This is a genomic window from Dyadobacter ginsengisoli DSM 21015 (assembly GCF_059568735.1).
The window spans coordinates 272,254-298,679 of record NZ_JCANTY010000002.1 but is presented as its reverse complement, the minus strand read 5'-3'; the positions used below and the strand labels follow the sequence as shown (position 1 = coordinate 298,679).

Here is a 26,426-nt window from a genome sequence, read left to right as displayed (position 1 = left end):
CGCTTCAACCCAGGCCAACAGTTGCTACCTGCCCAGGTCCTGCTCGTTGGAGTGGGACTTGTAAGTGATTGGTTGTCAGATGATTTTATTTCTATTATGAAATCGTTAAGAAAGTTTGCGAGCATGTGTGGCACCACATCGAAACCGCTTCCTTAATATCCAGTTAATACTGAAATCTTAAATTTGCGTCAGCAAAAACAGCAATACATGCATCATATCATCGCAATCGGCATCTTTCAGGCGACCGTCGCCGTGGGTATGTTATGGAAAGGCAAAGTGCGTACGAGCGCAGATTCGTTATTGATCATGTTTATTGCATGCATTGGCTGCCACCTTTCGATCAAATTTGTGATTTACACATTCGTGAACGACGAGCAGGTGAGGCAGCAAATGAATACTTTTATCGGCTTTTGCTACGCCCCGCTCCTGTACCTGTATGCCCGGAAAGTGGATAACGAAGCTTTCATGCCCGCTACGCGCTGGTACGTTTTCCTGCCGTTCATTGCCGCAGCCATTGCCTACTTTACTATCGCGGGTGTGATCATGGTTTCCGGAATGTCGGGTTATGGGCTCCTCAAATGGTACAACCTGGGAAGCTATTGCGGGATTTTACTTTCGGACATTGGTTACGCATCGCTAGCACTACGCATCAGGCGCGGGTTTGGAGGAGAGAAAGCGGTGGAGAAGCGTATTGTAGGAATGGTTGCCTGGTGCTTTTTGGCCATGATATGCGTGTCGGGCCCTGTTTATTTTGCCAATACGTTCTTCCATGCCGATTTGATGATCCCAATCCGCGTGATTACCTACACCACATTGAGTGCGCTTTGCGTGATGATCGTCTATTACAAATTTGTTGCAGGAACCGCACCGAATGCTTCTGCTCAGGCTCGGGAAATGACTCCGGTGACACAAATCGGGGTAATCGAAAGCCCGCTTTCACGAAAGGCTGTCCTGTCCGGGGAAAAGCAAAAAGAGATTTGGGAAGCGCTGGAATCGCAAATGCATCGAAACCTGGTTTTTACCGACTGCGATCTGAACCTGGACAAATTGGCCAGCCTAACCGGTATCAACAAATACCACCTCTCAGAAACGCTAAATAATTTCGCCGACAAGTCATTTTACCAATACATTAACGAGTACCGCATTGCCTATGCTTTAAAAGAATTAGAGCTGGTTTCTGCAAGCCAGTCAGAGGAGTTCAACTTTCTTTCGCTCGCCTATAAGTCCGGTTTTAAAGCCAAGTCCTCCTTCAATCGGTATTTTAAGGAGATCACAGGGTCTACTCCTTCAGAGCATTTAAGAACCCTACGTCAGCCCAAAATCGCGATTTGAGATGGTCGATTATCGATATTGCACATATTGATTAGAAAAAGACCCGTCATCGAAAAGGTCTATGATTGCATAACCTGGATCTGTTTCGTGGTATTTCCCCATCCAATAGTTTCCCGAAACTGCGCCGTTGCAACAATATGTGACCTGGTTGTAAGCCACGCGGTCAAGCAGGTGGATGTGGCCGCTAATTGCGAGTTTCACATTGTTATGCTTGTTGAAAAGTTTGATGATTCGAGTCGCGTCGATGTGCATCCAGCTGCCTGGCACTATCCAGTCGTTTTCCCTCAGATTATCGCCATCAAAAAAGACACTCGCAGATAGTATAGGTATATGAGAAGCGACTAATACAGGCACCTTTGATGGAGTTTGGCGAAGGTCGTCTTTTAACCACTCAAATTGCTCCTCGTCCAAACTGGCCAGGTATCCGGTCCCGTCCGGGCGGGATTGGACACTATCGAGCATAATGATGTGCCATCCGTTTCGATATATGCTGAAATACGGACGTGACAGGGCTACTTCGTTCATCGCTCGCTTCTTGCCGTCGCCGAACATGCCGCCAGGCGGAAGCCAGATATCATGGTTTCCGATGCATGAAACAACCGGAATGCTGTTTTCGGAAGACATTATTTCGTGGTACAATGCCCATTCTTTTGATGCTTTGGTCTGCGATATTCCGCGGGAGCCCATCACGCAATCGCCGGTATTCAGCACTAAGTCGGGTTTGATTTCAAGGGTTTGAAGATGGTGAAGGCATTTTTCAAACTGCCTTCCGGCCCAGAGATGTGGCTGGATGTGGATGTCGGTAAGGTGGGCGATACGCATGACCCGTTTAGGCTGAACATTTTCCGCCGCTGTGACCGATGGTATGGAAAGACCACCGGCAGCCATTCCCAGTGTTTTTAATAGATTTCTTCTCTGCATACAACGCAAGCCGTTTTGCAAAGATGCTCCACCGTTTCGAATCAGCCGTTAAGGAGAGATTATCAAATCTTTAGGTATGAAATCCAGAGCAGGTCGTTGACTAAAAATCATTCGGTCAACAGGCTCGCGAAGGCAGGGAGCGTATATTTTTGATAGTAAAGGTCGAAATTTTAACCTACATCGAACGGAATTTAAAAGCGGCAGACCTTTCGTTAAAATCTGCCGCTTTTCCACTTTGCTTCATTCTCGATTTTCCACGGGCTGCTGTATCCTACTTCGTCAGTAGGGGATTGGCGCGGAAATGCCCATTCCCCTCAAAGCTTACCGGATAATCCGATCTGAAATGCGTGCTTTTTAGGTAATAATCTGTTGTCACGATCTATGCCCCTGAACTACATGCTGCTTCGAAACCGCTCCGGTCGTCTTCTCGGGCCTGTTTGGTGTCCGAATCGGCGCGAGTACGGACAATGTAGCCTTTCTTAACGAGGTCGGAGATCGTCGCGTCTTTTAGGTTGTTGCGGATCATCATGGCAGCCTCCGGTGTGCCAGGGTCTGCACAGGCGAACATCACGCGCCCTTTCAATGAAGGGTGGCCGGTGATGTACAACATGTCCTTTTCGCAGCATGGTCGTCAAGCAGGAAAAGGAATTTACCTTTTGCATTCTTCACCAGCGGCCAGCAAGTACTGCGCTTTCCAGGGTTTCATATTTACCTCGCACGATATCCGGCATAATAATGTGGCTTCTTCCCAGCTTTTCGACGACTACTTTGTCCAAAGCCTCGAACGTCTTTTCGGTGAAATTTTCGGAAGAACCCATGCTGCTGTTGTCAGGAAGCGGATATTCTTTTTAAAACTGTCCGAAGCGGACCGGATCGTTGGGGCGTCATGCTTCCCACGAGAACGTTGTAGAGGCGCCGAGCGGCCCTGCAAAAAAGCAGTTACTATTGGCTGTATTTACGCTACTTCTGGTTGTTGATTACTTGTAACGCGTTGTCGGTGGAAAACACGCCGATTCTAAACCATACATTTAAATCTTGCAGATTCCTTCGAAAGTTGATTTATTTCGTAAAAATCGAAAACTCCTTTCACTTTGGAACACAGCGCAGATTATCACGCATTTCACAGACAGATCAAGCCCGCAGGACTTCTGATAGCCATCGGGATCGTATTCGGGGATATTGGAACATCACCTTTGTATACCCTCAATGCGCTGTTTCATGACGGGGAGGTTGTTTCTCATACCAAAGCGCTGGGCATTCTCAGCTGCATTATCTGGACGCTCACCCTTCAAACCACTTTAAAATATATTCTGATCACCTTGCAGGCGGACAACCATGGTGAAGGCGGTATTTTCTCGCTATATACCTTGATCAGACGTTATTTTGGTAAGTGGCTGATTGTGCCTGCGATCCTGGGAGGGGCATTTTTGATTGCGGACGGAATCATTACCCCGCCGATCTCTGTGGCATCGGCCATCGAAGGTCTCCAAAAGTTCGATCCCCACCTGGATACGGTCCCTATCGTGATTGCCATTATTATCGTTTTGTTTTTGATTCAGCAACTGGGAACCCAACAAATTGGGAAGTTCTTTGGCCCGGTGATGCTCATCTGGTTTTCCTTCATCGGAATAATAGGCCTGATGGCGCTTTCTTCTGACTGGTCAGTTCTCAGAGCGATTAATCCCTGGTATGCTTATGAGCTGTTGGTTAATTATCCGGCTGGTTTTTGGCTGTTGGGCGGCATATTTTTGTGTACCACAGGCGCCGAAGCGCTTTACAGCGACATGGGCCACGTCGGGCGGAATAATATCCGTGTAAGCTGGATCTATGTAAAGATTTGTCTGATCTTAAGCTACGCCGGACAGACCGCCTGGCTGCTGAGCGTGGGAAAGGCCAATGCGCTAAGCCCTTTCTATAACATCATTCCTCAGGGCATTTACATTCCTTCCGTAATCTTGGCGTCGATGGCGACCGTGATTGCAAGCCAGGCACTCATCTCCGGATGTTTTACCCTTGTGAATGAAGCGATCCGGTTGGGTGTCTGGCCCAGGAACAGGGTTGTCTTTCCGGGAACTATCCGCGGGCAGATGTACATCCCGTTTTTCAACTGGTTTCTAATGTGCGCATGCATTCTGATGGTGCTGCACTTCCGGGAGTCTAAAAACATGGAGGCTGCTTTTGGTTTGTCGGTTACGCTGACGATGTTGATCACCACATTCCTAATGGCGCTGTACCTTGTTACCCGCAGGATAAACACTGGTGTGGTGGCCATCATTACGGCAGTGTTTCTGGCCGTAGAATGCTCGTTCCTGATTGCTAATCTGCAAAAACTGCACGAAGGGGGATGGATCATGCTCGTCGTAGGCGCCATCCTCTCACTGACGATGCTGACCTGGCAGCAGGGACGCCGGATGCAGGAAAAGCTGATCGCATTTTCACCCATTACCCCGATTGTTGCCCAAAAGCTCCAAGACCTTTCGACCAATTATTCCATCCGAAGTTACGCGACCAACTTGATTTACCTGACCTCAAGCACCAAGGATGATCTTATCGAGGCAAGGGCGCTGGATTCCATTTTCCATAGTCCGGCCAAAAGGGCGGATATCTACTGGTTTATCCACGTCAATGTTGCCGATGAGCCTTACACATTGCAATACCAGGCAAAGACAATTTCTCCCAACGATGCCTATTTCGTTACTATCAACATCGGTTTTCGGATTGAGCCCAAAGTAGATTTCTTTTTCCGGCGCATTGTGCAGGACCTGCTCGCGACAGGGGAACTGGAATATGAAAAAGCGGAGGAAAAGAAGTACGATAAACGCGATATGGGCGATTACCGTTTTGTGGTCGGGAGTTCTTATCTGTCCTACGACAACGCATTGTCTTTCTGGAAGAATCTGCTCATTAAATCCTATTACAATTTGAAATTGATCGGCGTGCAGGAGGGGGCCAATTTCGGACTCGATGAAAGCAATGTAGTCTACGAGAAATACCCATTAGTTTATCAGTCTTTGGACGAGTATGCGATCCAGCGCGTGCCGACGCCAGGCAGTTAAGTTGGGCGCCTGACGTCGGGGATATTTTTGGAAACTATAAAGAGAAATACTCCGACAGTGGCCCGAGCGAGAAGATGGGAAACGAACAAAGCGCGTTAAGGATGATAATGGTCAGGAAAAGGAAAATACCAAAGGTTGCACTTTCCGTCCGGAGTGTCCCGGCTGATGCTTCCACCGTTTTTTTCTGACTGATACGCCAGCCAATGCACAGTGCCGCTATGATGGGCACGAAGCGGCCGGTGAGCATCGCGATGCTGGTTGACAGGTTCCAGAAAGGCGTGTTGTCACCAAGGCCCTCAAATCCACTGCCATTACCGGCAGATGCCGAGACAAACTCGTAGTGCATGGTAGCAAGTCCGTGTGCACCGGGATTACTGAGCCATCCCAACCCGTCTCCGTGAACCGAGTACAGGCAGCTTGCCACGGCTGTGAGCGACATCGGGATTGCCAGTTGGAGCACGCTCGCGATTACCGCCAGCTGAACTTCTGCAATCCCGATTTTTCGGCCGAATAATTCCGGTGTCCGGCCGATCATCAAACTACCCAGAAAAACAGCCACGATCAAGTAAAGGAACATATTGATCCATCCCGTTCCTAGTCCGCCGAAAAAGGCGTCGATCTGCATTCCCACCATCATCACAAGCCCCGAAAGCGGCATGAAACTGTCGTGCATGGCCGTGATCGTGCCAGCAGGCACGCATGCATTTTCACCTGCATACAGAGCCGATAAGAAGGGGCCAAAACGTGTCTCTTTGCCCTCCATATTACCCCCGCTGATGTCGATACCCATGGCAGCCACGGCCGGATTACCGGTTTGTTCCTGAAAAATGATCGGCACGCTCACAAAAATAAAGCCGGCAAGCATGACGCTGAATACCATCCATGCAAAGCGGCGATTGCCCAGGTAAAAGCCGGTGAAAAATAGAAAGGCAATCGGGAGCAGCAGTACAATGACATAATGGACAATGTAGGTGAGCGTATCAGGGTTTTCGAAAGGGTGCGCATCGTTGGTGCCGAAAAACCCCCCACCATTGGAGCCAAGCTCTTTGATTGGTATCATACTGGCTACCGGGCCTGTCGATACTTTGATGGTATCGCCTTGCAGGGTATGCAAGGTCTCAGCACCTGAAAATGTCATAGGCATTCCCCGCATGAGAAAAAGTGCTGAAACGATCAGGCACAAGGGGAACAGGATCCGGGTTGCCGAATGCAGGAAGTCGGCGTAAAAGTTGCCAAGGCACGCATTTTGACGGCCGAGCGAGCGGACGACGGCTACTCCGACTGCGAGGCTTGCGGCCGCGCTCACAAATTGCAGAAGCGAAAATACAGCTACCTGCGAAAAATAGGTGGCCCCGGTTTCGCCCGAGTAGTGTTGCAGGTTTGTACTGGTAATAAAGCTGATGGCAGAATGAAGAGCCAGGGGCCATTCCATCGACGGATTAGCATCCGGATTAAGCGGTAGGTTGCCCTGAAACAAGAGCAACGTAAAGCCGTAAACGACCCAAAGCAAATTCAGGGTAAGAAATGCCCGCAGATATTGCCCAAGGCCCATAGCCTGGTTCGGATCAATTCGGGCGAATTTGAAGATCCGGTTTTCAATAGAGGAGAAAATGAGGACTGATGGCAGCTCGTCGGAGAAAACCCACCTCATGTATTTGCCAAGGGGCCAAGCCAGAAGGACTGTGCTGCCGAAGAGCAGCGTGAAGATCAGTAGTTGCTCGATATCCATTCTAACTTGTCATTTGAAATAAACACGGCAAACAAAGGCCGTAATGGATATAATCGAGAGAATCAGAAGCAGAAAGCTGAAAGGCTTGACCCGATGACGACTTCGAGGTTTCATAGTTGTCGAGATTAATTGGATGTTTGTTTTGCAGGGGTTCAGAAACAAGGTCATGCCAAAAATCTGTGAAGTGTATAATGTGTTGATTAATAAAGTGTTGTGTGGTATTCTGTTTCTGCCGAAAAGAGAAATACTATCATAATGAATATCTGAAATCTCAAAATGATCGACTGCCTGATTGTTATCTTGAAGCTGTCGGCAAAATTTAGAAGACAGTTTGCTGCGCCTATTGTCAATCTTTTTGATAACCAGGTATCAATATGATAGATTTTTGGAATTAGGGGTAGAAGTTAAGTATTTCATTTACAGGTGAATTGTTCCCGTCGCCACTTCCGGCACGGGTTTGGCTGCTGTTAGCTAGAAACCGGCAATGCAATAGGCCAGGCGGTTTGCGGACAGTTTTTTAGTAACGATTATGATTACCCAGTTTCAAGTTCATTCTTATTTTATCGAGCAGTTGCCCAAACTTTTGCACCGCAGAATTTCGGCAAAACAGGTAAACGAGCAGCCACTGACTGCTAAGGCAGCTATTCTGGCCTTTTCAGAGTATACCAAATTGATGGTCGTCCACCGCGACCTGGCAAGGACGCAGCAGTGTTTGCGGGTCGCTGAGCAGCTTTACCTAAATGGCGATGTTACGGTGAGGATGCTGATCGAAAGCATTTACGTATATCTGTTCGCGTCATTTCTACCGGCGGCTGAAAAGGATCGAACGCGCTGGGAAAACCTCATACCGCAAGGTTTAAAGCAAACATATGACAGCTATGCGTTTCCCCAGCAGAGATGACCCGGAGCCTACAGAGGAGCCGGGTGAAGCAGAATTTGAATCAGAAGAAGAACATTAACGGCGCTCGAAGTGAATGTAAAGAAACGCATCAGAAGACAGGTCAGAACACCTACCAATCAATTTTTAACCATGGAATACTCAACGTTGTATACAGTCTCAGCCGACATGCAGGTTGCCGTGCTGGTCGCCGTCGCGACCGGTCGGCAGCCCGTCGGCCAGGCGAATGAGTGCCTGGACGAGCTGGACTTTCTGGCGCGGACACAGGGAATTACTTCGGTCGCAAGATTTACGCAGCGCCTTGCGCAACCCGATTGCCGGACCTATTTGGGCAAGGGCAAGTTGGAAGTTCTGGCCGGTGCGGGTTATGGACGGGACACTTCTCGTTTCGCAGATTTTGAATGCAGGGCGCAAAGCCAGCAATCTAGGCTTGCTTTGGAACCGGCCAGACAAAGTCTGACTCGGTAGTAAAAGCGCAGTGTTAGACCTGACCGTAACTTACGGCCAGGTTCTTTTTAATGTAGGTTATTTGTCGCTCAGCAGTAGCGGCATATTTCCTTTGGCAGGAATAATAACGATTTTTGCATTGGGCGATGCGGCAAGCTCCTTCTGGGCTTTGATGTTTTCGTATTGAAGCTGTTTGTCCGTAAGACTTAATGAAATGATTGTCTGGTAGTCCGCGATACCTTTGGCTTCTACGCGCTTTCTTTCGGCCTCCTGCTTTTCTTTTTGTAAGACAAATTCCATTTTTTGCGCTTCCTGCTCCGCATTGATTTTTGACTCTATTGTCTTTTTGACCGATTCGGGAAGATTGATGTTGCGGATCAGGAGTTGTTCAAGGACCAGGCCGCGGCTTTTGAAATCCTTGTCAATGGATTGGTAAATCCGGTTTTGAAATTCATCGCGACGCTTCGAGTAAAGCGCAACGGCATCGTAGTAAACTGCATTGTCGCGAATTCGGGTCCTGGTCACCGGGCGAACGATCTTGTCCTTGTAGTCGGCGCCGATGCCTTTGTAGATGGAGGGAGCCTTCTCTGGCAAAATCTTGTAGAGGACAGTAAGGTCTATTACCACTTCCAGTCCATCAGCCGAAAGCACGCGGATCGCGTCGTCGCCCTTGACTTCGCCTTCGGTGGCTACCGCAGACATGGTATAATTCTGGACCTTGGTATCAAAAACAGTAACCTCGGCCAGCGGATTGACGAAGTGGAGCCCATTGTCTAAAATGTTCGGACTCACTTTTCCAAACAGCGATTGGACGCCGATCGTACCGGCGTCGATTTGGCGAACACTGGCAGCTGCCAGCCCCAGAACCACAACAAAGACGCCGGCAAATTTGAGAATATTTGCATATCTGGCAAGCTGATAGCTTGATTTGGAAGCGTAGAACCCGGCGGCAATCAGGCAAAGTCCTATAATTACAACAAACATAAGCGGGATGGTTTAACTGTGACTTAAAACGTACATTGGTATACGCTCTAATTACATGCCATGGTTGATTTGTTTGCCTAATCTGTTGTTAGTGAGCTTGATTTGAAAACTTGATCTCTCCTGTTGTCCAACCAGCCTATCATTTTGATAATTGTGCTATCAGATTGGAATACCTGGCATTAGAATCGCTCTGATCAGGATCCATACTGATAGCGCTGTCTGAGATAGATCGCGCTTAATTGCGGTGGTAAGAGTGCCTCGATATGTTTTCTGCCTGCCGCGTTGTGCGGCATGTAAAGCGAAAGGGAATAGATGTAAACATTCTCAATCAGCATTTTAACAAGGAAATTACCATTTTGATAAAGCCGTTCGCTGATCGCGAAGCACTTTTTAACGGCGCGATAATCCCGGCGGGAAATGGCAACGCTGGTCTCGGTCAGGTATTGGTTGATAATCGTTTTCGCAGCCTGGAATGTGAGATGGACTGGTTGGATCAATGATTTCATTGTATTTGCTGGCAAAATTTGAATGGGTAATGGTTGCATGCCAAAAGCTGTTCCAAACTGTAATATTTATTTTAACTTATTGAATATGAATTAGTTAAAGTTAATTTGGTGACTACATTTTCCTATCATTCTGATAACAGGAATCATAATGAAACAGACAGGTTCATGCTGCTGGGGCTCCCTATCAAAAATGGTGTTACCCTATCATTATGATAAGGTTGGGCGAGCATGTATTGCGGCCTGTTAACTAGCAATCGTTTGCGTATGAGCGTGTTGAGGCTTACCTGCTTGGGTCAGGAACAATTTTTCATTTGATAATTGGCAAACACCAATGGAAAATGAAAAAAATCTTGCTGATCGATGACGAGGATAAGCTGCGGTTGCTGCTCGCGAGAATCATCTCTGCCGAGGGGTACGAGGTTTATCAAGCAGCAGATGTAAAGTCGGGCATCCAAATGATCCAAAACCAGGAAATCGATATCGTTCTAAGCGATGTCAGGCTTCCGGATGGTAATGGCGTAGAGCTGGTCAAAACGATCAAAACGCTCAGACCAGCGATAGAAGTGATCATCATGACCGCGTTTGGTAAGATCGCCGACGGCATTCAGGCTATGAAAAATGGCGCGGTTGACTACATCGTTAAGGGCGACGATAACGACAAAATTTTGCCGCTTCTGGCTAAAACCGCCGAACGCAGCCAATTAAGCCATAAGGTGAAGAGGCTCGAATCGCTGGTTAGTAATAAGTTCTCTTTTGAATCAATCATTGGCATTTCACGACCTTTCCAGGAATCATTGGCGCTTGCAAAGCGCGTGGCCGCGACCGATGCGGCCGTGCTGCTCACGGGCGAAACCGGGACCGGAAAGGAAGTGTTCGCCCAGGCGATTCATTATGGAAGCGGCCGGGCAGATAAACAGTTTGTTTCCCTGAATTGCAGCGCGCTGGGCCGGGATATTATCGAGAGCGAACTATTTGGCTATAAGCAGGGGGCCTTTACCGGCGCGATCCGCGACAAGAAAGGACTTTTGGAAGAAGCTAATGGCGGAACGCTCTTTTTGGATGAAATCGGTGAGCTGCCTCTTGATATGCAGGCGAAACTACTCCGAGTGCTTGAAACTCACGAGTTTATAAAACTAGGCGACACCAAAACGACAAAATCGGATTTCAGGCTGATCGCAGCTACCAACCGCGACCTCAAAGTAGAATCGGCCAATGAACGGTTCCGCAGCGATTTGTACTTCAGGCTGAACGTCTTTGAGATCCGCCTCCCCGCGCTCCGGGAACGCAAAGAGGATTTGCCGCTATTGGTCGATCACTTCCTGAACCATTTTTGCGCTCAGACCAACAAGAAAAACTTAGGATACACGCCTGGCTTTCTAAAGACGGTGCAGGGTTACGAATGGCAGGGCAACATCCGTGAGCTGAAAAATGCGATCGAGCGCGCCGTGATCATCAGTGACGGAAAGCTAACCAGTGAATGCTTGTCGCTGGACATACAGAATCATAGGTCTTACCGCAGCCCGCAACTGTCAGCATTCTCGATGGCCAGCGTTGAAAAGCTGCATATTCAGAAGGTCCTTAATTACTGCGGGGGCAATAAAAGCGAGACGGCGCGGCTGCTTGAAATCGGGATCGCAACGCTGTACCGTAAAATTCAGGAATACCATATCACGGTCGAGAACGGGTAGGGCTTTCAGTTTGATAGTGGCCTATCATTTTGATAGGATCGCCTAAACATGGCAATGCTAAATGGTTTTCTCATTGTTCTGTAAAACAGGTGGTTGTGTTTTATTCTTTCGGTTGGCATAACCTTGGTAAATACCACTGATGACATTATAGACAATCGAAACAAAAATGCTCTTAATATTCATCCAATCCATTCTAATCATGTTAACAATCCTCTTAATTCTTGCCGGGCTTTTATGCTTCGCAATCTTTTACGGTTCGGTAAACTACTTTGAAAAAATCTGATTATGGCAGCGCTATTTATCGTCGCAATCCTCGTGTTTGTCTACATGTGCTATGTACTTGTCAAACCTGAAAAATTTTAACCTGACCGGAAATGGCCACCAGGCGGACCAAGAATAATGGAAAACAGAAGGTCTACGAAGTATTGATGATTGTTTTCATCTGGATGTTAGTGCTTTCATTCCTTTATATCATCTTCTGGAAGGCCAAAACCGGACTAAATCTCTGATAAATGAATACAGAATTATTGGGCGTCATTGCCATGTTTGCCACTACGATCGTATTGGCAATTCCATTCGGATCTTACATTGCCAAAGTTTATGCAGGCGACAAAACGTTGCTAGATCCGGTCTTCAATCCTCTTGACAAGCTGCTGTATAAATTGAGCGGCATCGACGAAAAGCGAGAGATGAGCTGGAAGCAGCACATGTTCGCTTTGCTGACCATCAATGTGGTATGGTTCCTGCTGGGGATTTTCGTTTTAATGAATCAAAGCTGGCTGCCGCTCAATCCGGACGGCAACCCCGATCAGACAGCCGACCTTGCTTTCAACACCAGCATTTCCTTTATGGTCAACTGTAACCTGCAACACTATTCCGGTGAAAGCGGGGTAAGCTACCTCTCACAGCTGTTTTTGATGTTCCTTCAATTCGTCAGTGCGGGTACAGGTATGGCAGCGGCCGCGATCATTTTTATCGCGCTGAAAAACCGCACTACCGAGAAGCTGGGCAACTTTTGGGCGCTGCTGGTTAAATCCTGCACCCGGATATTGCTGCCTTTGTCAATTGTCGTAGGCTCGGTTCTCGCATTCAACGGAACACCAATGACTTTCGATGGCAAAGACACAATGATCAGCGTGCAGGGCGATACCGTACAGGTTTCGACAGGGCCGGTCGCGGGCTTCGTGGCGATCAAGCACCTGGGTACTAACGGCGGTGGTTTTTACGGGACCAACTCGGCCCATCCGCTTGAAAACCCCAACTATTTCACGAACATGCTGGAAATGTTCTCGCAGATGATTATTCCGCTGGCGATGATTTTCGCATTCGGGTACTTTTTGAAGAAAAGGAAATTCGGATGGATGGTTTTCGGGGTAATGACAGTCGGGTTCCTGCTTTTAACCATTCCTACGATGGTCTGGGAGATTAACGGCAATCCGGCACTGGGGAAAATGGGCGTGGATATTTCATCGGGGGCGATGGAGGGAAAGGAAGTGCGGTTTGGAAGTGCTGCATCGGCATTTTGGAGTATAGCTACTACCGTTATCTCGACCGGGTCTGTCAACTCTATGCACGATAGCACGATGCCACTCTCGGGTATGACGCAGCTGCTCTCTATGATGACCAATGCGTTCTATGGTGGTTGCGGGGTCGGTATTCTCAACTTCTTCATATTTATTATCCTGGCTGTATTTATCAGCGGATTGATGGTCGGACGGACACCAGAATTTTTTGGTAAGAAGATCGAGGCACGCGAAATGAAGATCGCCATGATCGTAGCGCTATTGCATCCATTGATGATCCTGGCAGGAACTGCATTGGCCGCGGCATTCCCTGAAATTACCTCTGCTAACCTGAATAACCCCGGCTTCCACGGGTTCAGTGAGATGCTTTACGAATACACTTCATCGGCAGCCAACAACGGTAGCGGATTTGAAGGGCTCGGGGATAACAACCCATGGTGGAACATTACCACCGGTATTGTGCTGATCCTGTCACGTTACCTGCCGATTATCGGTCCGGTAGCTATTGCGGGACTCCTGGCCAAGAAAAAGTTTGTGCCTGAAAGCGCGGGAACGCTGCCGACGGACTCAGCAACCTTCGGTGTGATGGTGCTTGCCGTGATTGCCATCATTGCAGCGCTCTCCTTCTTCCCGGCCCTCACTCTCGGCCCGATCGCCGAATATTTCTCCATGATGTAATACCGATATTGAAATGAAAAATCAAAGTGCATCCTTATTTCAAAAGGAGCTTGTCAACGAAGCGATAAAACAATCATTCGTTAAACTCAATCCTCGCCTGTTGTTCCGTAACCCGGTGATGTTCACCGTGGAGATCGGTACCGTAGTAATGCTCATTGTCAGTCTCTGGATTTTGGCCGGTGAAAACTCCCAGGGCTCTTTTGCCTACAACTTTACCGTCTTTCTGATCCTTTTTGCCACGCTGCTTTTTGCCAACTTCGCAGAAGCAATCGCGGAGGCCAGAGGGAAAGCACAGGCTGACAGCCTGCGTAAAACGCGGGAGGAAACCCGCGCCAGGCTGGTAATCAATAACGCCCAGGGTTTTGATGTGGCTACCCGCGAGGTGATGTCTGCCCAAATGAAAAAGGGAGATATCTTCATTTGCGAAGCCGGAGACAACATTCCCATGGACGGCGAGATCATCGAAGGGCTTGCCACGATCGATGAAAGTGCGATCACCGGTGAATCTGCACCGGTAATCCGTGAGTCGGGTGGCGACAAAAGCAGTGTTACAGGTGGTACCAAAGTGCTTTCCGACCGCATCAAGGTCCAGGTCACGACCGCTCCCGGCGAAAGCTTTCTGGACAAGATGATCGCACTCGTAGAGGGTGCAACGCGTCAGAAAACGCCCAACGAGATAGCATTGACGATTCTTCTGGCCGGGTTTACGCTCGTGTTTATCATCGTTTGTACCACGTTGCAGCCATTTGCAACCTATGCCAATACGCCCATTACGATTGCGGCATTTATCTCACTTTTTGTCTGCCTGATCCCGACCACGATTGGTGGGCTTCTGTCAGCCATCGGTATTGCAGGTATGGACCGTGCGCTTCGGGCTAACGTGATCACCAAATCGGGTAAAGCGGTCGAAACCGCTGGCGATGTGGATGTGCTATTGCTCGACAAAACAGGTACGATCACCATCGGTAACCGTAAGGCAACAAACTTTTACCCGGCCCGCGGCATTACGGAAGCCCATTTTATCAAATCCGCCGCATTGAGCTCGATTGCCGACGAGACACCGGAAGGTAAATCCATCCTGGAACTAGCCAATGCGACGCCTTCGAGCTATAATCTGAACAGTCCTGTATTTATTCAATTCACGGCCGAAACCCGCAGCTCGGGTGTAGACTTCGATGACACCCGCATCAGGAAAGGTGCATTCGACTCGATTCGTAAGTTGACCGAAGGGGCAGGCAACCGTTTCCCGGAGGAAATCGAATCGAAAGTGAAGGAAATTTCAAGCAATGGCGGAACACCACTGGTGGTCTCGGAAAACGAGCGTGTAATCGGGGTGATCGAGTTGCAAGACATCATCAAAACGGGTATCAGCGAGCGTTTCGAGCGACTGAGGAAAATGGGTGTCAAAACGGTAATGGTAACCGGCGACAACCCGCTTACAGCCCGGTTTATTGCCCAGAAAGCCGGTGTGGATGATTTTATCGCCGAGGCCAAGCCTGAGGATAAAATGAATTACATCAAGAAAGAGCAGGAATCAGGACGTCTGGTCGCCATGATGGGCGACGGTACCAACGATGCGCCTGCACTGGCACAGGCTGATGTAGGCGTGGCCATGAACAGCGGTACACAGGCAGCGAAGGAAGCGGGGAACATGGTTGATCTGGACAACGACCCGACCAAGCTGATCGAAATCGTCGAGATTGGCAAGCAGCTCCTGATGACCCGTGGTACGCTCACTACTTTCTCGATTGCCAATGACGTGGCCAAGTATTTCGCTATTATCCCCGCACTGTTCATCGCCAGCATTCCCGCCCTGCAAGGCCTGAATGTCATGCACCTGAAAAGCCCTGAGAGTGCGATCCTTTCGGCGATCATATTCAATGCGGTGATCATTCCGATCCTGATCCCGCTGGCGCTCAAAGGGGTGAAATATACGCCGATCGGTGCGAGCGCATTGCTGCGCAGGAACCTGCTGATTTATGGATTGGGCGGCGTATTGATCCCCTTCGCAGGCATCAAGCTCATCGACATGGTAGTCAGTATCTGGATTTAGTGGATTGAGCCGGTACCTACCGGGCCGGCATTTATAATACCAAAGAACAATAAGACAATGAAAACGAACATATTGCCTGCTATCAGGCTTACCGCAGCTACACTCATCCTTTTTTGCGTGATTTATCCTGCCGTCGTATGGGCGATTGCCCAGCTTGCGCCTAACAATGGTAAAGGGGAGGTGATTTCCGCTCATGGCAAGAAGTATTATGCCAACATAGGACAGCAGTTTACCGAAGATAAATACTTTAACGCTCGTCCCTCGGCTGTGGATTACAATGCTGCGGGTAGCGGCGGCAGTAACAAAGGCCCGTCTAACCCCGATTATCTGCAAACCGTTCAGGCACGTCTGGACACACTTTTGGTTCATAACCCTGGCGTGAACAAAGCCGACGTGCCCGTTGAACTGGTGACAGCCAGTGGCAGTGGTCTTGACCCTGACATTTCCACCACGGGTGCGAAAGTTCAGGCGTCCCGAATTGCAAGAGTTCGTGGATTGTCCGAAAAGGCGGTTGAGGAATTGATCGCAAAACACACCGAGGGCCCGCTTTGGGGAATGTTCGGGCCGTCGCATGTGAATGTATTGAAGCTGAACCTGGCATTGGACCAGCTCAAATAAATGCTGTTGCTGGCAGGTATTTGCAGCTTTTCACAAATCTGTGGCCGGAAACGCCGCACGGTCTTCCGGTCACGCATTCTTCTTTAATCGATGAAAAAATTATTCTTGTTGGCCTCGGCGCTTGCCTTTTTTCGGACCGCACAGGCTCAGGATTCTACTGCTACCGCGCCTTCTTTTTCAGTTAGCGGGTATCTGGAAGCGTACTATAACTATGATTTTAACCGTCCGAAGAACAACACGACGCCTTCGTTCATGTACAACTTCAACCGCGCAGGAGAAGTCAACCTGAACCTCGGCTTCATAAAGGGCGCTTATAGCAGCGATCGCGTTCGGGCTAACCTGGCGCTGGCTGTGGGTACTTATATGAATGCGAACTATGCTGCCGAACCGGGCGTGCTGCGCAATATCTATGAGGCCAATGCCGGGATCAAGCTGGCCAAAAAGGCCAATTTGTGGCTTGATGCGGGTATTATGTCTTCCCATATCGGATTTGAAAGCGCGATCGGCAAGGATAACTGGACGTTGACCCGCAGCCTGGTCGCAGAAAATTCGCCCTATTTCGAATCGGGTGCGAAGTTGAATTATACGACCGATGACGGGAAGCTGTACCTGGCTGCCCTCTACCTGAACGGCTGGCAGCGCATTCAGCGGGTAGACGGTAACACAACCCCGGCATTTGGAACGCAAATCACCTATAAGCCGTCGGCGGCCGTGACGCTTAATTACAGCACCTTCATCGGCAATGACAAACCCGATAGCGTACGTCAGATGCGTTATTACCATAATGTGTACGGTATTTTCCAGCTTAGTCCGCAATGGGGCATCACCGCCGGATTTGACTATGGTACCGAGAAAAAAGAGAAAGGCAGCAGCGGCTCCAACCATTGGCTGGTTCCGGTGATGATCGTCCGGTATTCGCCTGCTTCGAAAATCAACGTTGCGGTCAGAGGCGAATATTTTCAGGACAAAAAGGGTGTGATCATTGCTACGGCACCGCCAGCGGGCTTCAAAACCTGGGGATTTTCGGCCAACCTGGACTACGCGGTGATGCAGAATGTGCTCTGGAGAATCGAGGCGCGTACGCTTAGCAGTAAGGATGAAATCTTTACGGAGCGCAGTGGCTCGACCAGTAAGAATAATACTTTCGTAACCACTTCACTCGCGATTTCATTTTAGTAAATTAACATAGAATACTGCCAGCAACAGCTTAAAAATCAAATTCCTTTCGGGCAAACACCCGAAAGGTTGTTTTGTTTCTAACCTCCATTTAGTTCAGATATGTCCGAGACCAATCCAAGCGCCCAGCATTTTCTTGACCTCATTAAGAAATCCCGCCGGGGTAAGTTTAAAATATACATCGGAATGAGTGCAGGCGTGGGTAAAACCTACCGGATGCTGCAAGAGGCGCAAACCTTGTTAAGAAACGGGATAGACGTCAAGATTGGTTTCATCGAGACCCATAACCGCAAGGAAACCCACGACTTGCTCGAAGGATTGCCCGTCATCCCCCGTCGGAAATTGTTTTACAAAGGTAAGGAGCTGGAAGAGCTCGATATGCCGGCCGTGATCAGCCTGAGGCCTGAAATCGTGATTATCGACGAACTGGCCCATACCAATATTGAAGGCAGCAAGAACGAAAAACGCTGGCAGGATGTGATGGAAATCCTGGATGCGGGTATTAATGTGATCAGCGCGGTCAACATCCAGCACATAGAAAGCCTGAACGAGGAGGTGAAGCAGATTACTGGCGTGGAGGTACGCGAGCGCATTCCCGACAATGTGCTGGCTGTGGCCGACGAAGTAGTAAACATCGACCTCACTGCCGACGAGTTGATCACGCGGTTAAAAGAGGGTAAAATTTACAGGCAGGACAAGATCCAGACCGCGCTGACTAATTTTTTCCGCTCCGACCACATTCTGCAACTGCGTGAGCTCGCATTGAAGGAGGTAGCAAGCCAGGTAGAGCGTAAAGTAGACACCGAGGTGCCTAAGCTCGTCGCACAGCGCAGGGAGAGATTTCTGGCGTGTATTAGTTCAAATGAACTCACTGCCAAACACGTGATCCGGAAGACAGCAAGGCTGGCCAGTTACTACAACAGCAAATGGCTGCTTTTGTACGTGCAGACTCCCGCGGAAAGCCGTGACAGGATACCGCTCGATAAACAGCGGCACCTGATCAACAATTTTAAGCTGGCTACCGAAATGGGCGCTGAAATCATCCGTGTTTCAAGCTCGAACGTCTCGCGCGCGATCATCGAAACAGCCGAGCAACGGCAGGTCACCACGATTTGCATCGGCAAACCGCACATTACGCTGATCCGGGTGATCCTGGCGACCAATCTGTTCAATAAGCTATTGAAAAAATTAACCAGCTCAGACATTGACCTTGTCATATTGTCCTGAGCTCTCAACTGATAAGAAATGAGTATCAAACCTAAATTACGACTAAGCCTGGGGCTGCTGTTTGTACTGATACTGCTGCAATCCCTGGTTGCCTCGCGCAATGTGTACAAGCTCAAAGACGAGACTGCAGACATTCTGGCAGATAATTACAACACGCTGGAATATTCCCGCAACATGATGCTGGCACTGGACCATATAGATGAATCCTGGGCAAAGACCTCTTTTGAGAATAATCTTCAAAAACAATTTGGCAATATCACAGAGCCAGGAGAGCAGCAGGCGACAGAGCGTGTGAGAAGGCATTTTAATTTGCTGCGGGTAAGTGCACGTCCCGACACACTTCCTGCTATGCTGCGCGAAGATATTTTGGGGCTGATCAAGATCAATATGGAGGCGATCCGGGCAAAAAACGATGTGGCCAATGGTACTGTTGGGTCAGCTATTCTGTGGATCGTGCTGACGGCGACCGCTTGCACGATTATTGCCCTGACCCTTTTTGTAAACTTGCCGGGAAATATCGCCAATCCCATCATGGAGCTCAGTGAAAGTATCAAGCAAATCGCGGCCAAGAACTATTCGCGAAGGGTCAGTTTTGATCGTAAGGACGAATTTGGACAGCTTGGAAAGTCGTTCAATGCGATGGCTGAAAAGCTCGAAGAATATGACGACAGTAGCCTGGCGCGGCTGCTGATCGAAAAGAAAAGGACTGAGGCGCTGATTAACAACATGCACGAGCCGGTGATCGGGCTGGACCAGAAAGGCATCGTCTTGTTTGCCAACCAGGAAGCGATCAAAATTACGGGTCTTTCGATGAGCGAAATGATTGGCAGGTCCGTCCAGGAACTCTCTGAGCGAAACGACCTGATTAGAACGCTGACCAATCAGGCCGACCCAGAAATTGAAGAAGTTAAGAAAGAGGGAAATCTGCTTAAAATATATGCTGACGAAAAGGAAAGCTATTTTGAAAAAGAAGTGATCGACATTAGCATAGTTCCTACCGGCGAGAAAGATCGGGTCCATATCGGGAAAGTAATCCTTCTAAAAAATATAACTCCTTTCAAGGAGCTCGACTCAGCTAAGACCAATTTTATTGCTACGGTTTCACATGAGCTTAAAACACCGATTTCCTCCATCAAAATGAGCCTTCAGCTATTGCAGTCACCAGGAACAGGGACCATCAATATTGAGCAAGCTCAATTGATTGAGTCAATTAAGGAAGACAGCGAGCGGCTATTGAAAATAACCGGCGAGCTATTGAATATGTCCCAGGTCGAAACCGGAAATATCCAGCTCAACATCCAGACGGCGGACCCGGCGGCGATCTGGCATTATGCACTTGATGCGGTGCGTTTTCAAGCCGAACAGAAAAACGTTGATCTCTCCGTACACATCGAACCTCACTTGCCGGCTGTTCGTGCAGACCTCGAAAAGACATCCTGGGTACTGATCAATTTTTTAACCAACGCCATCCGTTATTCCGGCGAAGGCGGCCAGATCGTAATTTCAGTCGGGCAAGATAAAGATCGGGTCAGTTTCATGGTGACAGATCATGGCCAGGGAATCGATAAAAAGTACCGGGAGAAAATCTTCAACCGATATTTTCAAGTGCCTGGAAGCCAGAAATCTGGAACAGGCCTGGGACTGGCAATCAGCAAGGAGTTTATAGAAGCGCAAGGCGGCGAAATTGGGGTCGAAAGCGAAATGGGATCCGGAAGCACCTTTTATTTTAAGCTGGGTGCTGTCGAAGTAGCGCAACCCGCATGAAAACAGGCGGCTTCCAAAATGAGATTAAATTATCATTTTGAAGGTATCGGAAAAGGATAAATGGGGCGAATGCTGTGGTATGTTATTGATCGATAGGTGGTTGTAATCCCGGCGATGTTGCGGCCTTTATTTTGTAGTAATCGTTGATATTTAACTATTCAACAATGGACTACTTAGGTAAGGGCGCACCGCTCATGTTTGGAAGGGTCGCTCATTTTCAATCCGTCAACCATCATCAATCAATATCTTCCGACCTGCGTTCATCGATCGAGCGATTATTTTATGTGACTAAGCTTGCCGTTGACGCCCGTGATCAGAAATTAACACGAAAATGTTTTGTGCTTGCCAATGCATTACTTCACCATGGAAGTCAGCAAATCAGGCTGTTGACTCAGGTCTGTTTTGTAAACGCTTTCAGGCAGACGTTAAGTGGAGGTGATCAGGACGAGGCAAACCTAAGGCGTTTTGTGCCATCCGATTTTTACAACCTGTTTGTGAACGGCAAGCCAAATCTCGATCAGCAATCTACTGCAGGAAGTGAAGCCGTTTACCAGGAGGAAATTGTGTACCGCCTGGCCAGTGAAGAGGACCATGTTTACGCCGAAGCAATTTGTCGTCAAATGCACGATTCCGCTATCGCTCGTCGATGTGGTATTTCAAAAAGGGAGCCTGCCGAGCTTATTGAAAAGATGAAAAATGGAAAGGCGATTATAGCGATCAATTCCAGGAGTGAATGGGTAGGTTTTTCATACATCGAAGTCTACGAAAACGGCGGGTATGTTTCCAATTCAGGGTTGATTGTTTCTCCGGAATACCGTAAACATGGAGTGGCATGGGAAATCAAGCAGCGTATTTTTGACCTGTCCAGAACCCTTTATCCGACAGCCAAAATTTTCAGTATTACAAGTGGTGGCGCGGTAATGAAAATGAACTCCAAATTCGGGTTCGAGCCGGTTCCTTACGCTGAAATCACTAACGATCCCAAATTCTGGGAAGGCTGTAAAAGCTGCGTGAACCACGCTGCCTTGCTCAGTAAGAATTGCCAGAACTGCTTTTGTACGGCGATGCTTTTTTGCCCAAATACAAAAAGTGAAATATAATTTCATCGCGTCGAAGCAATCCAAGAGATCCCATTGTTACCGGTAGTTTTATATTTTTGAGAAAGCTCCACGCACAACAGACCGTAATATATTGCCGTTAAAATTGGCAATCATGGAAGCAAATCAAAGACATCAAGAATCGCAAAAGTTCTCCCAACTTTGGTTTTGGGGAATCCTGGTATTTTCAGCAATTGTCATTTTTTACCGTTCCTGGCAGGAGCATTCAGCTGCACAGTTCCATAATTTAACTGTCAAATCTTTTGCCCCAATTGTCTTGTTGGCCACAGTGCTTATCTTTTTCCTTTTGTTGCGTCTGGATATCTTGATCGACCGACATGGTATCAGCTACAAATGATTTCCCTTTCGAATGAAGTATAAGACGATCCCTTGGGAGAGAATTGATTCGCTTCACATTTAACGGTTCAGCCCGATTGCCGAGTTTGGCGGGTAGGGGCTGCGCTACACCTTTAAGACTACCGCCTATATTGTCTCGGGAAATGATGGAGTCGAAATCCGGACAAAGGACAGGAGACGAAGGGCCCTATCAGCTGTTTGCGAAGACGAACCTGATAGACATCGAATACAACTGCATAGGGAGGTTCGTGCCCCTCACTCTGATGGGTGCCTGAGTGAATAGTATTCAATGCGTTATTGCGGAGTGAGCATTTGACTTTGTTCCGCTGAAAACTTGAATAATTTCATCATAATGTGAGAACCATGCCGCAGGCTTCGATTAAGCGTTGAACTTAATTTCAATTCTTATGAAAAAAGCTATGCGTATTTCATCGCCGATCGTTTTTACGATCCTCATTTTGTTTGGTACAGCCTGTGTCATTAATCCCTCGGTGCTGCTGCAATGGCAGTTCTGTATGGTAATACTGGCAACGGTTGTCATGTTCGGTTCGCAGCCGACACTGACCAAGGCGGATTTGTTCAATCCGACCGACAAGTATTCCATGCTGGGCATTTCGGTCATGGGCGTGCTGGTTACGAATGCGAGTGCCATTGAATGGGCTTTGTTGGGCCATGAACCTGCCTTCCCTGAACTGACCGACTTCCTGGGATTCTGCTTGATATGGGGAGGGTTGGCTTTGAGAATTTACTCCATTGTTTCCCTGTGCCGGTATTTCAGCAATCCGGTGACCATACAACCGGAGCATCGGCTGATCGATACGGGTATTTACGCACATATACGCCATCCCAGCTATACCGGCGCTATCATGACCATTTTGGGTACGGTGCTCTGGCTGCATGCCGTTGCATGTCTTCCGTTTGCAGTGGTGGCGGTCGGTCTGGCGTACTATCACCGCATCTCCCAGGAGGAAGGCCTTTTGATCAGTCATTTTGGAGACGATTACCGGTTGTACAAGGAAAAAACAGGTTCTCTCTTGCCGCGGATAAATATTTTCCCCAAAAAATGAGATTGCTTTTGATGACTGCGATTAAACGTTGTTTAACCTTAATCGCAGCCACTTATGACAATTACTGTAACACGCGCCGACAATCTTGCCAACCGCGCAATGGCTTATCAACTGGTCCGTGAAACTTACATGCAAGCCTTCCAGCTCGACATCAATGAGCTGAGCACGGTCCAAACGCACCAGTTCAAAAGCGATGTTTTGATCGCATCCGATGCCGACAGCCAAAGAATCCTTGGGACAATGAGTGTAATGTACCCCGACCACAATGGCAATTTTCCTTGTGAATCGCTCTTCGGTTTCGACCTCTCGTGCTACGGACGTTCATTGGGGAAGTATGTGGAGATCGGGCGCTTCGCAACGTCGGAAGAGGGGAAAAAGAACCGGGCCGTGGTGATATCACTGTTTCTCGGGGCGCTCAGGCACCTTCAAATCATCGGTGCAGACGGCTGGCTGGCGACGGTCAAGGACGATATTTTCGGCTTTCTGAGTAAACTGGCGCTTCCCTTGCATAGCATAGAGCAAACCCCGATGCTCCACGGGAACAATCCGTTGAGGGGATATGTCGGCAACGATGCGGCTTTGCACCTGTTCGATGTTTCACTGAGGGAAACCGAGCGTTCGTTCAGCAGATTTGAAAGCTATCTGGTGAGGGGCAGGGTAAAGCTAGTCTCATTCATCGAATAATCGTTGAGTCGCCTCCGGTCACAACAAAGAATTACTTATCTTTCACAAAACTGAATAAAGACCCCGCATTTGCGGGGCCTGCTTTTAGATCAAGAGACCCAACTTTACCTCCTCGAATCATAATCATCCAGCCCAATGTGCGCAGCTATAAGGATTCTCATCGCTGAGGACCATCCGGTGGTAGCGGAAGGTTACGCAAACCTGCTTAAAGATACCGATGATTTTCAGGTGGTCGGTATCGCAGGTACTGTCCAGGAAGTCTATTACCAATTAAGAGCCCAGAAAGTCGATATTCTCTTGCTGGACCTGATCCTGCCCAATCTGAGCAGAACAGAGTATTCTCAGGTAGTGTCGGGCTACGAGATACTGGATTTTATGCGGGAAAAGGACATTGCAGCCCGTGCGATCATTCTTTCCACGCACGAGGAACCCAGTTTTATAGTCAAAGCCCAAAAGAAAGGGGCTATGGGCTACCTCTCTAAGAAGGCGGATGCGTCGGAGATCAGGCAAGCGATCAGGAAGGTTTACCACGAAAGCAAAGAATACATTCAAAAGAACTTGCTATCGCGAATCCTGATCGTAGAAAATCCCAACGGGATCGTGCTCACGCATCGCGAACGAAGCATCCTGCGGGACATTGCGGAAGGCCTCACCAGCAGGCAAATCGCCGAGAAGCAGCACCTTGCTCATGATACCATACGGGATTACCGCGACAACCTGATCAGAAAGTTCGGCGCCAGGAACTCGGTGAACCTCGTCAAGATTGCCGGTGAGAATGGTTACCTGATCGAAAAATGACAAGACTTTTTACAGTACTTCTCTTGATGCTATCGAATGGCCTGGCCCTGAAAGCGCAGGAAGCCATCGTGTGGGATCATGGATTGGTATCGGATAAACTTACCGGTGTGTGGGAAGCAATTGAGGAGCCATCGCCCAAGTCCGCATTGGAATCGGTAATGGAAAGCCGTAACTGGCATATCGTCAATCATTTTCCAAAGACATTTTCTACCGCTACGAAGGTGGTTTGGCTGAGGGCCAAGGTAGCTAACAAGATGGCCAAGCCTGCATCAGTTATGGTTTTCACCAAAGGGATCGACGACCTGCGTGCATACTGGACCGATAACCTGGATAACCGGCATGCGTTTTACACAGGCAAAAACCTGCCTATTTCGAAAAGACTTTTCGCGAGCCAGTTCCTGGTCGTGCCTGTGACACTGCCTCCCCACAGCCAGACCATCATTTACATCAGGATATACAATCAGAGCTATCATTTGTCGCTTCCGTACCTGACGATCGCGGATCCGGGTTACACGCGGGTTGCGATTAAGAAAGGAGAACTGGGTTATAACCTGTACCTGGGCGGGATTTTTCTGATGATCCTGTTCAGTGTCATCCTTTTTACCTTTTTTCAGGAGAAGCTATACTTGTTCTATTTATTCTGCCTTATCGGTTCCTTCCTGATGGCGGCCGTGGTGAACGACTACCATTACCTTGTGTTCGCTGAAACGCCTGTTTTTATCAAAAACAAGAACATTTTCGCTGTTCTCACTACGCTCCTGAACATCATTTATTTGCTGTTTGCGGAGCAATACCTTCGGATTGATGCCAGGCAGAATTCCGTGGTGATCAGGTTCAGCCGGATCGTGATGGGGCTTCTGCTTACATTGCTCACCGTAATGCTTTTACTGGGTAAGGAGCTGTTCTATTACAGGATGTTTTTCTACCCACTGTTTGGCATGAATACTGTTGTGATGTATTACCATCTGATTACCAGTATTCAAAAGAAATATTCACCATCCTGGTACTTCCTCATCGCGACAACGCCGGTTGCTATTGTAAGTGTAATGGAGATCACCTCGGATTTCAATGGAATCCCGGCCCAGACGCTGCACGATATCTACTACACCGCCACATTTATCGAAATGTTCTTTCTCACGATCGGGATCGTATACCGGTTCCGTATCGAACGGGCTGATTACCACGCGCTTCAAAACGACTTTTTTATCGCCGAGATTAATGCCCAAAACCGGGAAAGGGAAAGGATCGCGAAAGACCTGCACGACAATATCGGTGCTTCCATTGCCGGCGTGATGCTCAAACTGCGGGAGTTTTCCGACAAGCATGCCGACATTGCCCATTTTTCTATCGAGTTCAAGAATGCTATGACCTACCTGGCGCAAGCTTATAGGGATGCAAGAGGGCTTTCACACGAACTGGCCTCGCAGGTACTGACCAAGATCGGTTTGATCGAAGAGATCCGGGAGCGGTATGGGTCGATCGCAAACCCGGAATTTAAGTTCTCGCTTCCTGACGTAAGCCCCAATTTCGAGCCATTTGTGGAGCATTCACTGAACAAGATCATCAGTGAATCGGTCCAGAACATTCTAAAACATGCCAAGGCGACGGAAGTGGGCATTACGATAGTCCAGGAAAATAAACTGGTCAAGGTGCGTATAGAAGACAACGGCATCGGCTTTGACATTGCAAAGACCGAAAAGGTGGGGATGGGCTTAGGTAATCTGCGGCATCGGGCTGAAAACGAGCTTAAAGGCAGCATCAGAATTGAAAGCAGTCCCGGTAACGGAACCATTATATCGGTTAAATTTCACATTAAATAAACC

The 26,426-nt window shown here is 48.5% G+C and carries 24 protein-coding genes; 18 read left to right on the top strand and 6 right to left on the bottom strand.

Going from position 1 to position 26,426, the window contains the following annotated elements; genetic code table 11:
* Positions 1 to 207: 207 nt before the first annotated feature.
* Positions 208 to 1,332 carry a helix-turn-helix domain-containing protein gene (locus tag BP71_RS07530; protein WP_496377956.1) on the top strand — a complete coding sequence of 375 codons (1,125 nt, stop codon included), beginning with the start codon at positions 208 to 210 and terminating at the stop codon, positions 1,330 to 1,332.
* Positions 1,333 to 1,341: 9 nt separating this feature from the next.
* Here the strand turns inward: BP71_RS07530 and BP71_RS07525 are convergent, their stop codons facing one another.
* The 3 genes from BP71_RS07525 to BP71_RS07515 all read right to left on the bottom strand — a co-directional run bounded on the left by BP71_RS07525 (position 1,342) and on the right by BP71_RS07515 (position 3,071).
* Positions 1,342 to 2,253, bottom strand: coding sequence for a metallophosphoesterase family protein (locus BP71_RS07525; protein ID WP_496377955.1), 912 nt, complete (start codon positions 2,251 to 2,253; stop codon positions 1,342 to 1,344).
* A gap of 379 nt (positions 2,254 to 2,632) precedes the next feature.
* On the bottom strand, positions 2,633 to 2,863 hold the full coding sequence (locus BP71_RS07520) for a Ca2+-dependent phosphoinositide-specific phospholipase C (RefSeq protein WP_496377954.1): 231 nt from the start codon (positions 2,861 to 2,863) through the stop codon (positions 2,633 to 2,635).
* 55 nt (positions 2,864 to 2,918) lie between these two features.
* Entirely contained in the window at positions 2,919 to 3,071 is a 153-nt protein-coding gene (locus BP71_RS07515; protein ID WP_496377953.1) for a Ca2+-dependent phosphoinositide-specific phospholipase C, read from the bottom strand.
* 273 nt (positions 3,072 to 3,344) lie between these two features.
* Between BP71_RS07515 and BP71_RS07510 the strand changes: the two genes are divergently transcribed.
* Complete coding sequence (locus BP71_RS07510) at positions 3,345 to 5,309, top strand: KUP/HAK/KT family potassium transporter (RefSeq protein WP_496377952.1); 1,965 nt, start codon at positions 3,345 to 3,347, stop codon at positions 5,307 to 5,309.
* Between the two features lie 34 nt (positions 5,310 to 5,343).
* Here BP71_RS07510 and kdpA (BP71_RS07505) read toward each other — a convergent pair whose 3' ends face one another.
* Entirely contained in the window at positions 5,344 to 7,038 is a 1,695-nt protein-coding gene (kdpA, locus tag BP71_RS07505) for a potassium-transporting ATPase subunit KdpA (protein WP_496377951.1), read from the bottom strand.
* A gap of 529 nt (positions 7,039 to 7,567) precedes the next feature.
* Here kdpA (BP71_RS07505) and BP71_RS07500 point away from each other — a divergent pair.
* Positions 7,568 to 7,939: a DUF7674 family protein gene (locus BP71_RS07500; RefSeq protein WP_496377950.1), complete on the top strand. Its 372-nt coding sequence runs from the start codon at positions 7,568 to 7,570 to the stop codon at positions 7,937 to 7,939.
* A 129-nt stretch (positions 7,940 to 8,068) separates the two neighbouring features.
* Entirely contained in the window at positions 8,069 to 8,404 is a 336-nt protein-coding gene (locus BP71_RS07495; RefSeq protein ID WP_496377949.1) for an HflX-like GTP-binding protein, read from the top strand.
* Between the two features lie 57 nt (positions 8,405 to 8,461).
* On the opposite strand, the gene BP71_RS07490 is transcribed toward BP71_RS07495, so the two are convergent.
* Complete coding sequence (locus BP71_RS07490) at positions 8,462 to 9,367, bottom strand: prohibitin family protein (RefSeq protein WP_496377948.1); 906 nt, start codon at positions 9,365 to 9,367, stop codon at positions 8,462 to 8,464.
* Between the two features lie 194 nt (positions 9,368 to 9,561).
* Positions 9,562 to 9,873 carry a DUF7674 family protein gene (locus BP71_RS07485; protein WP_496377947.1) on the bottom strand — a complete coding sequence of 104 codons (312 nt, stop codon included), beginning with the start codon at positions 9,871 to 9,873 and terminating at the stop codon, positions 9,562 to 9,564.
* 338 nt (positions 9,874 to 10,211) lie between these two features.
* Between BP71_RS07485 and BP71_RS07480 the strand changes: the two genes are divergently transcribed.
* The 14 genes from BP71_RS07480 to BP71_RS07415 all read left to right on the top strand — a co-directional run bounded on the left by BP71_RS07480 (position 10,212) and on the right by BP71_RS07415 (position 26,423).
* Complete coding sequence (locus BP71_RS07480) at positions 10,212 to 11,561, top strand: sigma-54-dependent transcriptional regulator (RefSeq protein ID WP_496377946.1); 1,350 nt, start codon at positions 10,212 to 10,214, stop codon at positions 11,559 to 11,561.
* Positions 11,562 to 11,846: 285 nt separating this feature from the next.
* The gene (locus BP71_RS07475; protein WP_084599926.1) at positions 11,847 to 11,924 is read left to right on the top strand and encodes a potassium-transporting ATPase subunit F; all 78 of its coding nucleotides are present in this window, start codon (positions 11,847 to 11,849) and stop codon (positions 11,922 to 11,924) included.
* A 149-nt stretch (positions 11,925 to 12,073) separates the two neighbouring features.
* Positions 12,074 to 13,762, top strand: coding sequence for a potassium-transporting ATPase subunit KdpA (gene kdpA / locus BP71_RS07470; RefSeq protein WP_496377945.1), 1,689 nt, complete (start codon positions 12,074 to 12,076; stop codon positions 13,760 to 13,762).
* Between the two features lie 13 nt (positions 13,763 to 13,775).
* The gene (gene kdpB / locus BP71_RS07465) at positions 13,776 to 15,815 is read left to right on the top strand and encodes a potassium-transporting ATPase subunit KdpB (RefSeq protein ID WP_496377944.1); all 2,040 of its coding nucleotides are present in this window, start codon (positions 13,776 to 13,778) and stop codon (positions 15,813 to 15,815) included.
* A 57-nt stretch (positions 15,816 to 15,872) separates the two neighbouring features.
* A complete protein-coding gene (locus BP71_RS07460; RefSeq protein ID WP_496377943.1) occupies positions 15,873 to 16,433 on the top strand; it encodes a K(+)-transporting ATPase subunit C in 561 nt (186 codons plus the stop codon).
* 90 nt (positions 16,434 to 16,523) lie between these two features.
* Complete coding sequence (locus BP71_RS07455) at positions 16,524 to 17,609, top strand: porin (RefSeq protein ID WP_496377942.1); 1,086 nt, start codon at positions 16,524 to 16,526, stop codon at positions 17,607 to 17,609.
* A gap of 102 nt (positions 17,610 to 17,711) precedes the next feature.
* On the top strand, positions 17,712 to 18,836 hold the full coding sequence (locus BP71_RS07450) for a sensor protein KdpD (protein WP_496377941.1): 1,125 nt from the start codon (positions 17,712 to 17,714) through the stop codon (positions 18,834 to 18,836).
* Positions 18,837 to 18,854: 18 nt separating this feature from the next.
* Positions 18,855 to 20,600, top strand: coding sequence for a HAMP domain-containing sensor histidine kinase (locus tag BP71_RS07445; RefSeq protein WP_496377940.1), 1,746 nt, complete (start codon positions 18,855 to 18,857; stop codon positions 20,598 to 20,600).
* A 164-nt stretch (positions 20,601 to 20,764) separates the two neighbouring features.
* Complete coding sequence (locus BP71_RS07440; RefSeq protein WP_496377939.1) at positions 20,765 to 21,700, top strand: DUF7674 family protein; 936 nt, start codon at positions 20,765 to 20,767, stop codon at positions 21,698 to 21,700.
* Positions 21,701 to 21,812: 112 nt separating this feature from the next.
* Complete coding sequence (locus tag BP71_RS07435) at positions 21,813 to 22,055, top strand: hypothetical protein (RefSeq protein ID WP_496377938.1); 243 nt, start codon at positions 21,813 to 21,815, stop codon at positions 22,053 to 22,055.
* Positions 22,056 to 22,461: 406 nt separating this feature from the next.
* Positions 22,462 to 23,121 (top strand): methyltransferase family protein, encoded by a 660-nt coding sequence (locus tag BP71_RS07430; protein WP_496377937.1) that lies wholly within the window; start codon positions 22,462 to 22,464, stop codon positions 23,119 to 23,121.
* A gap of 54 nt (positions 23,122 to 23,175) precedes the next feature.
* The gene (locus tag BP71_RS07425) at positions 23,176 to 23,805 is read left to right on the top strand and encodes an N-acyl amino acid synthase FeeM domain-containing protein (RefSeq protein WP_496377936.1); all 630 of its coding nucleotides are present in this window, start codon (positions 23,176 to 23,178) and stop codon (positions 23,803 to 23,805) included.
* Positions 23,806 to 23,940: 135 nt separating this feature from the next.
* A complete protein-coding gene (locus BP71_RS07420; protein ID WP_496377935.1) occupies positions 23,941 to 24,603 on the top strand; it encodes a response regulator in 663 nt (220 codons plus the stop codon).
* Positions 24,600 to 26,423 (top strand): sensor histidine kinase, encoded by a 1,824-nt coding sequence (locus BP71_RS07415; RefSeq protein WP_496377934.1) that lies wholly within the window; start codon positions 24,600 to 24,602, stop codon positions 26,421 to 26,423. The genes BP71_RS07420 and BP71_RS07415 overlap by 4 nt, the downstream gene beginning before the upstream one ends.
* The last annotated feature ends 3 nt before the right edge of the window (positions 26,424 to 26,426 follow it).